This window comes from Bradyrhizobium sp. 31Argb (genome assembly GCF_043638955.1).
Classification (GTDB): Bacteria; Pseudomonadota; Alphaproteobacteria; order Rhizobiales; family Xanthobacteraceae; genus Bradyrhizobium.
Genome location: NZ_JBEGDB010000017.1, coordinates 44872 through 56647, shown reverse-complemented (window position 1 = coordinate 56647; position 11776 = coordinate 44872). Strand labels below are relative to the sequence as shown.

Genomic DNA, 11776 nt, shown 5'->3' with positions numbered 1-11776 from the left:
GTTCCCCGAAGCATCGAGATTCTCCTGCCACCCGAAAACTTGCCGATCCTCGAATGGCTCGGTATCAAAACGTCAAAATCACTGTGATGAACCACTAGCGCGATCGCGAGCCAGATCGTGCCGGTGTGCCCGGTGTTCAGCATCTGGAAGAAGACGAGCGCGAGCGCGGCCTGGAAGATCATGCCGCCGACATAGACGGCGCGACGACCGACCCGGTCCGACAGGGCACCGAACAGCGGCAGCGTCAGGCATTCGAGCGCACAGCCGACGAGCACGCCGTTCAGGATTGTCTGGCTCGGCAGCCCGAGCTTGGTCTTGCAGTAGGTGATCGCGAACACGGCGTAGATGTTGAACAGCCCGCTCTCGGCGACCTTGGCACCGATGCCGAACAGGATGTTACCCTTGTGATTGCGGACCGCCTCGACCACCGGCACGCTGGCAGCCCCCTCCTCGCTCAGCACCCGCTTGAACTCGGGCGTCTCCGAGATCTTGAAGCGGATGAAGAGCCCGATCCCGACGAGGACGATCGAAAACAGGAACGGGATCCGCCAGCCCCAGGCGAGGAAGTCAACCTCGCTCATGGAGGTCGACAGGATTCCCAAGAGCGCGATCGGGATCAGGAATCCGGCGGGCACGCCGATATGGACGAGCGAGCTGAAGAAACCGCGCCGGTCGGCCGGCGCATGCTCCACCGTCATCACCATGCCGCCGCCATATTCGCCGCCGATGCCAATTCCCTGCGACAGCCGCAGCCCGATGAGACAGATCGGCGCTAATACACCGACCTGCTCATAGGTCGGCATGAGTCCGATGAGGAAAGTCCCAAGTCCCATGATCAGGATAGTGATGAGCAGCGCCGTTTTTCGGCCGACGCGGTCTCCGAAATGGCCGAACAGCACGCCGCCGAGCGGCCTTGCACAATAGCCCACGAAGAATGTCGCGAAAGCGAGCAGCGATCCAACCAAGGGATCGGAACTCGGGAAGAAGATCTTGTTGAAGACGAGCGCGGTCGCGGTCGCGTAGAGCGTGAAGTCGTAATACTCGATCATGTTGCCGATGGCGCTCGCCACAGCAACCTTCCGGATGTCGCCCGAGGCCCGACCCTTGATCGAAGCGGCCGCTTGGTCTGCCACCCGGCTGGACCCGATCGACCTAACCATTCCGCTCATGACGTCGTCCTCCGGCTTCGGCAGGAAGACATTCCCGCCTGGACTTTTGTCCGTATTGCGGACAACAAGAGCAGCGACTTATTCCACATGTCAAGAGGATTTTTCCGCCGGATCGCTAGCCATCCCGCACATTCAACGCATGTGTCGATACTTCAGCGAACACGCTTGAGCGAACACGCTTGACGTCCTGCGCGCATTTGTCATACAAAATGTCCACATTCCGGACAATAAAGGAGGATAACGTGCCAGCAAAGATTACCGGTATCATTCCGCCCCTCACCACGCCGTTCGATCAGAACGGTGACATCGACGAAAAGGCTTTCCGTCGCCAGGTGAAGTTCTTGCTTGAGAAGGGCGTGCATGGCGTCTGCGTCGGCGGCAGCACTGGTGAGGGTCACACGCTTACCACCGACGAATTCCGGCGCTTGATCGAGGCCTGCGCAGAGGAGCTGAACGGCAAGGTGCCGCTCGTCGCCGGCATCATCGCCAACTCGACCCGCGAAGCGATTGCCCGCGCCCGTGCCATTGAATCGGTCGACGTCGCCGCGCTCCAGATCACGCCGGTGCACTATCTCTTCAAGCCAGACGAGGATGCGACGGTCGGCCACTTCAAGACGCTGTCCGAGTCGGTCAAGCAGCCGGTCATCATCTACAACGTCGTGCCCTGGAACTACCTGAGCCCTGCGCTGCTGCTGCGGATCATGAACGAGCTGCCCGGCGTGATCGGCGTCAAGCAGAGCGCCGGCGACCTCAAGCTGATGGCCGATCTCTTGCTCGACGTGCCCGCGGGCAAGGTCGTGCTGACGGCGGTCGATGCGCTGCTCTATCCATCCTTCGCGCTCGGCGCGCATGGCACGATTGCCGCGAACCCGGCTGCAGTCCCCGGCGCCTGCGTGGCACTGTGGAACGCGGTCCAGCGCGGCGACCACGCCACCGCGCTCGAGATCCACAAGCGCCTGTTGCGGTTCTGGAACACGATCGTCGGCGACAATCTCCCGGCCTGCGTGAAGCACGCCCTCACCCTACAGGGATCGCCGAGCGGGCTTCCGCGGCAGCCAATGCCGGCTCCGACCAGCCGGCAGAAGGACGCGATCGCGGCTGCGCTCAGGCCTTTGCTCGAGGTCGAAGGCAGCGTGAGGCTGGTCGCGGCCGAGTGAGCACACGACAAAGGGCGCGGCATTGCCGCCGCGCCCGATTCCGTCTAAGTCGGATATGGTTCGCGTCCTGGATATTGCGTGGTGACGCCACCCGAAAGGTCCGACATGACTAGCGTCGACAGCAGTCGACAGAGCGTGAAGTCGCTCTTCAAGATGCTCGAGGTCCTGGAGGCCTTCTCCTCGACCGACCCCGAGCTGAGCGTTGTCGAGATCGCGCGCCGCACCGGCCTGCCGCGCACCACCGTTCATCGCATTGTAGATAGCCTGCGCAGCGTCGGGTTCCTGGAACAGGACGCGAGCCGCGATCGCTACCGCCTTGGCATAAAACTGTTCGAGCTCGGCGGCAGCGCACTCATGAACCTTCCGCTGTATCGCGAGGCGCCGCCTTTCGTCGATACGCTTGCCAAGCTCAGTGGCGAGGATGTGCATCTCTGCATCTTCGACGGCGCGCAAATGGTCTTCGTCAATCGCCGCAGCCAAATTGCTGCACGCCCGCACAACACTGTCATCACGATGGAAGCCTCGCCCTGTCACTCGACGGGCGTGGGTAAGGCGGCGCTCGCATTCCAGAGCGACGCCGTGATCGACCGGGTCATCCGCGCCGGCCTGCCTCGTTTCACGCCGAGCACGATCGTTGAGCCGAAGCGGCTAAAGACCGAGCTCGCGGCAATCAGGTCCCGCGGCTATTCGGTGGACGATTGCGAGCATGAGCCGGAGCTGCGCTGTGTCGGCGCGCCGATCCGCAACAGTGCAGGCCGCGTCTTCGCGGCGATCAGCGTGAGCGGTCCGAGCCGGCGCGTTACGGCTGAATGGGTGCCAGAGCTCGCCCGGACCGTGATGACGCACGCCGAGCTCCTGTCGATCCGCCTGGGCTACCAGCCTGACTCGCACAGCCGGGCCGCAGACGCTGCGCCGGAGCGCAACACCCCCAAACGTCGTCAACGGTCCGCGGCAGGAACCGCACAAGGCGAACGTGGCGCCTGATCGAAGGACTTCACCCTCCATCTTCGCCGGTCCGCGGTGCCGCGCGCAGCTACGAGGTGACTAGCGACGGTCGCCTCAATTGTCCCGTCGAGTCTGCAAGACTCGCGAGGTAGTGCGCGGCGTCGCTAATATCGGCGACGATCTCGCGTTCGGCGCCATCGGCGTCGCCTGCGACGATAGCCTTCAGCGCCGCGGTGTGGTGATCCCAGCCCTTCAGCAGGACCACATATTCGGGGATCACGTAGGACAACACCGGCCCGCAGCGCAGCCACATGTTCTCGATGGTCTCGACGAGCAGCGGAATGCCCGACATCGCATAGATGCCGAAGTGAAACTTGCGGTGATGTTCGAGGTAGCTCTCGAGCTTGCGTGCAGCGATCAGCGACTGCATCGTCGAAAGCCGCTCTTGCAGCTTTCGCAGCGTGGCATCGTCATGCCGGTGCAACGCGGCCTCCCGCGCTGCGCGCCCTTCCAGGGCGCAACGCACCACCGTCAGGTCCGAAAGCTCGCGGCGGGACAGGTGCGGCACGATCGCTGAATTGCGCGGCCCCTGTTGCAGCACGCCTTGCGCCACCAGACGGGTGACGGCGTCGCGTACCGGTGTGATCGACGTCCCGAAACTTTCGGCCAGTGAGCGCAAGGTCAAGACCGTGCCGGGCTCGAACCGCCCGGCCAGCAGCGCATCCCGCAACTGTGCGTGTGCGAGGTCCCACAGCGGTTCACGCTCGATTCGTTTCAATGCCGTCATACAACGCTCGGTATCGCGGCGCGCGACATCGCGCAAATCCCTCAGCCAGGCGCTAGGCTTGACCTGCCGACGATGTTTGTTATAACAAACAACAAAATGGGAGGAAACACAACCATGCAAAAAGCCGCCGCGATCGCCCTGGCGTGCGTGATCTCGCTGTTCCAGACGCCCGCCAGCCACGGTCAATCGAGCTTTCCCCAGCGGGACATCACCTTCATCGTGCCATGGAACGCGGGCGGCTCAAATGACGTCGCGGCTCGGGCGCTCGACCCGATTCTGCGCGAACATGGGATCAAGATCGTCATCGAAAACGTCGTCGGCGCGACCGGCGTGATCGGCATGCGCCGGGTCGCGAGTGCAGCGCCGGACGGTTACACGCTGGGCATGGGGACCAGCTCGACGCTGGCGCTGATGGCGCAGGGCAAGGCGCCGCTGACGAATGCGCAATTCACCCACATCGCGCGCGTCTCGACCGATCCCCTGATGCTCCTGGTCTCGACCAAGGCCGAGCAGAAATCGCTCGACGATTTCATCAAGTACATGAAGGGCAATCCCGACGAGGTCACGATCGGCACCCCCGGCAATTACAATCTAAACCACATCTTCGCCTTGATGACGGCGCGCGCGGCGGGCGTGAACTTCGTCAACGTGCCCTACACCGGCGGATCGAAAGTGGTGGCCGACCTGCTCGGTCAGCACGTCGATTCCGGCGTGTTGAAGCCCTCGGAAACACTTGGCCAGATCCAGGAAGGCCTGCTGAAGCCGATCGGCATCTTCGCCAATGAGCGGCTGGAGATGTTTCCGGACGTACCGACCTTCAAGGAAAAGGGCTACGACGTCTTTCCCTACGGCCCCGTCGTCCAGATGGCTTACGTCGTTGGTCCGGCAAACCTCCCCGACGACGTCCGCACCAAGCTGATCACCGCGTTCCGCGCCGCCATTCAGGACCCGCGCTTCAAGGAATTCGCCAAGAAGAACGTGTTCCTTGTCGACGACCTGACCGGCGATGCGCTGACCAAGGAAGTCGACAACGTCGCAGCCACGTTCGGCACTGTGGCGTCACAGGTCTTTCCGAAGGAATAGGCGGGTCCGGCGGAATCGCGGCTCTTAATCCCAACACTCTCCAACCAAGGTTCACGCGCTTGTCCATCAAGAAGATCACCTGTCACGTCGTCGCCGCTCCAGTGCAACGTCCCTTCACCTCCTCGCGCGGCTGGCTCTACAAGACACGCGGCACCTGCCTGGTCGAGATCGAAACGAATGACGGCATCGTCGGCTGGGGCGAATGCTACGGCCCATCGGCGGTCGCAAAAGCCTTTATCGAGACCCAGCTTGCCCCGCGCGTGATCGGCCACGATCCGTTCGACGTCGAGGTGATCTGGGAAGACCTCTACAACCGGATCAAGGATTACGGGCCAAAGGGCATGTCGATCGCAGCCATCAGCGGCATCGACATCGCGCTCTGGGACATTATCGGCAAGGCCTGCAACAAGCCAGTGCACAAGCTGATCGGCGGCGCCTTCCGCACCGAGGTCGACGCCTACGCCACCGGGCTCTACTTCACCGACATGGACCGGCTGGTCGATGAAGCCGTCGAGGAAGCGACGGGTTACGTTGAGGCCGGCTTCAAGGCGATCAAAATGAAGATCGGGCTTGGATCGATCAAGCGCGACTTCGAGCGCGTGAAAGCCGTACGCGAGGCAGTCGGCTCCGGGATCAAGCTGATGGTCGACGCCAATCATTGCTTCACTGTGCCCGCTGCGATCCGTCTCGGCCGCAAGCTCGAAGACCTCGACATCGAGTGGTTCGAAGAGCCCATCTCGCCGGAAGACATCGACGGTTATGTGGAGGTTTCGCGCGCGCTCGACATGGCGGTCGCCGGCGGCGAGAACGAATTTACCCGCTGGGGCTTCCGCGACGCCATCGTGCGCAAGGCGATGGACATCGTGCAGCCGGACGTCTGCGCGGCGGGCGGCATCACCGAATGCAAGAAGATCGCGACACTCGCTACAACGCATGGCGTGGAATGCGTGCCCCATGCCTGGGGTTCCGCAGTCGGCCTTGCCGCCACCATCCACTTCCTGGCATCGATCCCGAACCAGCCGCCGAGCCTGTTTCCGATGCCGCCGATGCTGGAATTCGAGCAGGAGGAAAACCCATTTCGCGACCATCTGGCGGTCGAACCGATCGTTCAGGTCAAGGGCAAGGTCGCGGTCCCGACCGGCGGGGGGCTCGGCATCGAGATCGATCGCGGCGTGATCGACCGCTACCGTGTGGCGTGAATCGATGGTCCGTTCATGAAATTCGTCACCTTCACCGAGCAAGGCTTTTCGCGCGCCGGCGTGCTACTGGGCAACAGCACCGGTGACGCCGATGCGATCGTCGATCTGGCGCATCCGGCGATGCGCGAATCCCTCGGCGGCGCGGCGCCGCAGATGCAGGCCCTGATCGAGGCCAGTCTGCCCAAAGTCGTGGAACGCATTAACGTCCATGGCCTTGCGGTAGCGGCACGGCTTTCGCGCGACGCGGTCACGCTGATGGCGCCACTGCCGGCGCCGCGGCGCATCTTCGGCATCGCGCATAACTACCGCGACGCGCTGGTCGAACGCTGTATGCCGCCGCCCGAGCAACCGGTGCTGTTCATGAAGGCACCGCGAACGATCATCGAGCCGGAACGGCCCATCGTGCTGCCGGCAACGATTGGCGGCGTCACCTACGAGGCGGAACTCGCGGCCGTGATCGGCACGCGCGCCGAGAACGTCAGCAAGGAGCGTGCGCTCGATCACGTCGTCGCCTATGGCTGCTTCAATGACGTCAGCGCGAGCGAGATCATCAAGGCCGACGGCCATTTCGACCGCGGCAAGAACTACCCGACCTTCGGCCCCTTCGGACCATACCTCGCCTCCCGCGACGAGGTGCCGGATCCGCACGCGCTCACCGTGACGCTGAAAGTCGACGGCCGCACGCTGCAGTCCGGGTCAACGGCGAACATGCTGTTCGATGTCGCCGACCTCGTTTCCTATCTGTCGCGGCTACAGGCGCTCGAACCCGGCGACATCATCGCCACCGGCACGCCGGCCGGCGTGGCCGGGCTGCACAAGCCACCAGCGTGGCTCAGGCCTGGCTCGACCGTCGAGGTCGAGGTCCAAGGCCTCGGCCGCCTGCAAAATCCAATCATCGAGGGGCCTACACCAGATGCCTGAGAAACCCGTCGTCCTCTTGACCAACGCCATGCACCGCGATGGCGAGGCGCTTCTCACCCCGCACGTTCGGCTGATCGTCGCGTCGGACACCAGGCCGGAGACGCTGCGCCAATGCGCCGCTGACGCCGACGGCATCATCGTGCGCGCGAAATTGCCCGACGACATCGTCGATCACGCGCCGCGCCTCAAGGGTATCGTCCGTCACGGCGTCGGCCTCGACTTCATCCCGGTCGCAGCCGCCACGGCACGCGGCGTCGCGGTTGCGAACCTGCCCGGAAGCAACACCAACGCGGTGGCCGAATATGTCATGTCGGCCTTGATGCATCTGCGCCGGCCGTTGCAGCGCGTGGATGCGCTGATGCGCGCCGAAGGCTGGGCGACCAGCCGCGCGATGGCGGACGGCCTTACCGAGTTGAGCGGAACGACACTCGGCATCCTCGGCGTAGGAACGATCGGGCGCCGCATCGCCAACATCGCGAGCAACGGTTTTGGAATGACTGTGCTCGGCACGTCGCGCCGGAAGGGATCGCTGCCGCCTGATGTCGAGGAAGTCACGCTCGTGGAGCTGTTCGCGCGGAGCAACGCCGTGGTGGTCTGCTGCGCATTGACCGACGAGACGCGCAGGCTCGTCAGCCACGATCTGCTGGCGCACATGCGGCCGCAATCCGTCCTCGTGAACGTCTCGCGTGGCGCCGTGGTCGACACGCCCGCCATCATCTACGCGTTGCGGTCAGGCAAGCTCGCCGGCGCTGCGCTCGATGTGTTCGATGTCCAGCCGCTGCCGCCCGACGATGCACTGTTCGATTGTCCCAACCTGCTGCTGACGCCGCATACCGCGGGGATCACCGCCACGAGTGGCCGCGCGATGGCGGTTGGCTCGGCCGAAGAAATGCTCCGAATCCTGCGCGGCCAGCAGCCGCTCAATCTCGTCAATCCCGAACACAAGACGGTCTGAGGTTTCAAAATGCGTATCACATCGATCAAGGCGGTCCCGATCTCCTATCCCGTGCCGCAGGGCCAGAACGTCCGGTTGGGCATCGGCCGTGCCGTGAAGCGCGACGCGGTGTTGGTCAAGGTCACGACGGATGAGGGCCTCGTCGGATGGGGCGAAGCCCATCACGGCCGCTGCCCCGGTGCGATCGCGAAGCTGATCGACACCACGATCTCCGAACTGGTCGTCGGTATGGATGCGATGAACGTGGTCGGGGTCTGGCAGCGCGTCTACCAGATGCAGTTGGCGAGCCACGGCATGGGCTACGCCGCCGCGATGGCGCTCAGCGGCCTCGATCTGGCGCTGTGGGATATCCGCGCCAAGGCAGCAGGCTGGCCACTGTACCGACTGCTCGGCGGCGCCTCAAAGCCGATCAAGGCCTATGCGGGCGGCATCTCGCTTGGATGGCAGGCGCCGGAGTCGCTGGCGCAGGAGGCGCTGGGCTACGTCGCGCAGGGCTACAGGGCGATCAAGCTTCGCGTCGGCGACAATGCGCGCGACGACGTAGCGCGTGCCACGGCGGTCCGCGAGGCGGTCGGAGACACCATAGAAATTCTGGTCGACGCCAACACCGGCTATACGGTCGATGACGTGCGCCGCGTGATGCCGGCCTATGACGAGCTAGAGATCGGATGGCTCGAGGAGCCGTTCCCGGCGCAGGATTATCGTTCGTACCGGACCGCCGCCTCGCTCGGCTCGACGCCGCTGGCGGCCGGCGAAAATCATTTCACGCGCTTCGAATTTACCCGCCTGATCGAGGATGGCGCCGTCAGCTTTGTGCAGCCGGATCTGTCCAAGACCGGCGGCGTCACCGAGGCGATGCGGATCGCCGGGATGGCCTATGCGTGGAAACTGTCCTTCAATCCACACACCTCCGCGACCGGCATCAACATGGCGGCAACCATCAACGTGCTCGCGGCCGTCGATGCCCCCGGCTATTTCGAGGGCGACGTCGCCAAGCACAATCCGTTCCGCGACGAGGTCGGCGGCGTCCCGTACACGCTCGACGCCGAAGGTTGCGTCAAGCCGTCTGAAACACCTGGCCTCGGGGTCGAGATCAACGAGGCTTTCATCAACGCGCATCCGCTGATCGAGGGCCCCTGCTATGTCTGAACCGCTGCAGGCTGAAGTCAAATCGCGCGCCATGCGTCTTGCTTACTTCGCCTGCGGCGCGTTCCTGCTTCTGTTGACGAGCGCGGCCTCCGCGCAGACCCCGGTCGCGCCTGCAACAGCCGATCCGGACACCTACCCCAGCCACACGATCCGCTACATCGTTCCCTACCCACCGGGCGCGTTCAACGACACGCTGGGCCGGATCGTGTCGCAGAAACTTCAGGAGGCATGGGGCGTTCCCGTCGTCGTCGAGAACCGGCCGGGTGGCGGCACGCTGATCGGGACCGACGCGGTCGCCAAATCCGCACCCGACGGATATACACTGCTCGGCGTGGCGTTTCCGTTCGGCTCCAACCCAAGCATTTACAGGAGCCTGCCTTACGACACCGTAAAGGACTTCACGCCGCTGATTTTTGCGGGTCAGACGCAGAATCTTCTCGTCGTAAGACCCGCCATGCCGATCCATTCGGTCAAGGATTTCGTCGACTACGCCCGAAACAATCCGGGCAAGGTCTCTTACGGGTCCACGGGCATCGGTTCGTCGAACCACCTCTCGATGGAGTTGTTCAAGAGCATGACCGGAATCGATATCGTGCATGTCCCCTACAAGGGAAGCGCACCGATGGTGAACGATCTGCTTGGCGATCACATCGATGCGGCGTTCGACAATACGCCAAACGTGCTGCCGCAGGTCAATGCCGGCAAGTTGCGCGCGCTCGGCGTCAGCAGTACGGCACGCTCGACTCTCGCGGAAAGCGTTCCGACGGTTTCGGAAGCCGGCGTTCCCGGTTACGAGGTCACGGTCTGGTTTGGCATCGTCGGGCCTGCCGGGATGCGGCCGGAGATCGTCCGCAAACTGAATTCAGAACTGAATGCGATCCTCGGGACGGACGACGTCAAGCGTCGATTCCAGGATCAGGGCGTCGACCCCGTTGGCGGCTCACCCTCGCAATTCGCGGATCACATTCGCAGCGAGATCCAGAAGTGGGCCAAGGTCGTGAAGGACGCCAATATTCAGCCGGAGTAAGTTTTCGTTGCACGTCACTGTGTTACTGCGCTTCGCTCGAACGGTTTATTCTCGGCGATGAACCTTGCGGCCAGCACCAGAGCGCCCATCGAAAACTCCTTTCCATGCGCGGCGATCATCCGCTCGGAAAGCTCCGCCAGTTCCTTGAAGAACTGGTCTTTGCTTTCGGCTTCATTTGGCGATCGAGTAGCTGTCATGATTTTCCTCCTGATGATTGCGGCACGGCTCTCCGCCTGCAGCCAGATCAAGCCGTTTAAACCGGGTCCGGTTATTTGAAAACGTTCGGCGGAAACGTCACGATTGCCGCCTCCCCGTCGCTTGTTCCAATTGCAAGATGCTGACCATCGCGGGACCATTGCAAGGCGTGGACAGGACCTCGACCGGGCTGTTTGACGACCAGTTCGTCGGCTTCTCCGATCCTTGCGACAACGACCATGCCGTCGCCATAACCTGCTGCGACCAGCCGACGCTCCGGGTGCATATCCACCGCCTCGACGAGGACAAATCTGGCGCGGCCGGTCGCGAGGTTGACCGGCTGTTCGCTGGCGTCGTCGAGGCTGGAAACGTCCCATGCGATCATCCGATAGGCTCCGCTCGTAACAAGGACGCGAGAGTCTGCACTCCACGAAAGAGACGCAACGCTCGTGGGATAGCCAGGAATCCGGACGATCCGCGCATCGGCAAGGCGCAGCAACACAATGCCCGTTTTTGCGGCTGATATGGCCAACCAGCTTCCGTCGGGGCTCCATGACAAGGTTGAGATGGAGCCTAACTCGAATGAGGCCGCCGGCTCGGGTCGTGGCCCGAAGGCACGAATGAGCAGACAGCCGTCGACTCCCATCGCAAAGCGCCGACCATCCCGTGATACGGCGATTGCCGATGCATTTCCTCCCGCACGCTCCTGGAGCCAGCCGACGTCACCATTGGAGTCATAAGATATGACCGACCCGCCAGAGGCAGCCAGGATGCCGCCAGCCTGCACCGGCGCTACGAGATCAATCGGCGAACCATGGTTTGCGGCTAGCTGTGTGACACCGGATGCCGACACGCTCAACAATCGGCTGCGATCACTTGCGATGAAGCCCGAAGTCCCGAGCGGGGCGAGATGAAATGGAGCATCACTGATTGCGACTTTCGTCAACGGTGGCACCGGTTTCCGTCGCGGTGAAATCGTTGCCCGGCCTCCGTCGAGCGCGATACGACAGCGATCCTGCGGCGGCTCGATGTCAGTCAGGGGAGCTATCGCCAATGCACCATCGGCGAGCGCGAACGCAACCATCTGTCCCACGGGGTCGAACGCCACACTGGTAACGGGCGCGCCTAGAGTCCAGTGCCGTCCAAGCAATTCATAGAGCGTTACGGTCTCTGCTTCCATCGTGTCCAT

General features: G+C 63.2%; 12 protein-coding genes. 8 read left to right on the top strand and 4 right to left on the bottom strand.

Annotated elements, in window-relative coordinates:
- Positions 1–1169, bottom strand: a 1169-nt coding sequence (locus AAFX91_RS05610; protein WP_394565799.1) for an MFS transporter, incomplete at its 3' end; no start/stop codon positions are given.
- 242 nt (positions 1170–1411) lie between these two features.
- Here AAFX91_RS05610 and AAFX91_RS05605 point away from each other — a divergent pair.
- Complete coding sequence (locus AAFX91_RS05605; RefSeq protein WP_394565798.1) at positions 1412–2326, top strand: dihydrodipicolinate synthase family protein; 915 nt, start codon at positions 1412–1414, stop codon at positions 2324–2326.
- Between the two features lie 153 nt (positions 2327–2479).
- Entirely contained in the window at positions 2480–3310 is an 831-nt protein-coding gene (locus AAFX91_RS05600) for an IclR family transcriptional regulator (protein WP_394565797.1), read from the top strand.
- A gap of 49 nt (positions 3311–3359) precedes the next feature.
- Here AAFX91_RS05600 and AAFX91_RS05595 read toward each other — a convergent pair whose 3' ends face one another.
- The gene (locus AAFX91_RS05595; protein ID WP_245475741.1) at positions 3360–4094 is read right to left on the bottom strand and encodes a GntR family transcriptional regulator; all 735 of its coding nucleotides are present in this window, start codon (positions 4092–4094) and stop codon (positions 3360–3362) included.
- Between the two features lie 78 nt (positions 4095–4172).
- Between AAFX91_RS05595 and AAFX91_RS05590 the strand changes: the two genes are divergently transcribed.
- From AAFX91_RS05590 to AAFX91_RS05565, 6 genes are read left to right on the top strand one after another with little or no spacing between them, the layout of a single operon-like run.
- Entirely contained in the window at positions 4173–5141 is a 969-nt protein-coding gene (locus tag AAFX91_RS05590; protein ID WP_394565796.1) for a Bug family tripartite tricarboxylate transporter substrate binding protein, read from the top strand.
- 59 nt (positions 5142–5200) lie between these two features.
- Entirely contained in the window at positions 5201–6340 is a 1140-nt protein-coding gene (locus AAFX91_RS05585) for a mandelate racemase/muconate lactonizing enzyme family protein (RefSeq protein ID WP_394565795.1), read from the top strand.
- A 15-nt stretch (positions 6341–6355) separates the two neighbouring features.
- Entirely contained in the window at positions 6356–7261 is a 906-nt protein-coding gene (locus tag AAFX91_RS05580; RefSeq protein WP_394565794.1) for a fumarylacetoacetate hydrolase family protein, read from the top strand.
- Positions 7254–8216 carry an NAD(P)-dependent oxidoreductase gene (locus AAFX91_RS05575; RefSeq protein ID WP_394565793.1) on the top strand — a complete coding sequence of 321 codons (963 nt, stop codon included), beginning with the start codon at positions 7254–7256 and terminating at the stop codon, positions 8214–8216. The genes AAFX91_RS05580 and AAFX91_RS05575 overlap by 8 nt, the downstream gene beginning before the upstream one ends.
- 9 nt (positions 8217–8225) lie before the next feature.
- On the top strand, positions 8226–9365 hold the full coding sequence (locus AAFX91_RS05570) for a mandelate racemase/muconate lactonizing enzyme family protein (RefSeq protein WP_282528456.1): 1140 nt from the start codon (positions 8226–8228) through the stop codon (positions 9363–9365).
- On the top strand, positions 9358–10392 hold the full coding sequence (locus tag AAFX91_RS05565) for a Bug family tripartite tricarboxylate transporter substrate binding protein (protein ID WP_394565792.1): 1035 nt from the start codon (positions 9358–9360) through the stop codon (positions 10390–10392). Before AAFX91_RS05570 ends, AAFX91_RS05565 begins: the two co-directional genes overlap by 8 nt.
- Before the next feature lie 14 nt (positions 10393–10406).
- Here the strand turns inward: AAFX91_RS05565 and AAFX91_RS05560 are convergent, their stop codons facing one another.
- Together AAFX91_RS05560 and AAFX91_RS05555 are read right to left on the bottom strand one after the other, a co-directional pair.
- A complete protein-coding gene (locus AAFX91_RS05560) occupies positions 10407–10640 on the bottom strand; it encodes a hypothetical protein (protein ID WP_245475742.1) in 234 nt (77 codons plus the stop codon).
- A 20-nt stretch (positions 10641–10660) separates the two neighbouring features.
- Positions 10661–11776, bottom strand: coding sequence for a WD40 repeat domain-containing protein (locus AAFX91_RS05555; protein WP_394565791.1), 1116 nt, complete (start codon positions 11774–11776; stop codon positions 10661–10663).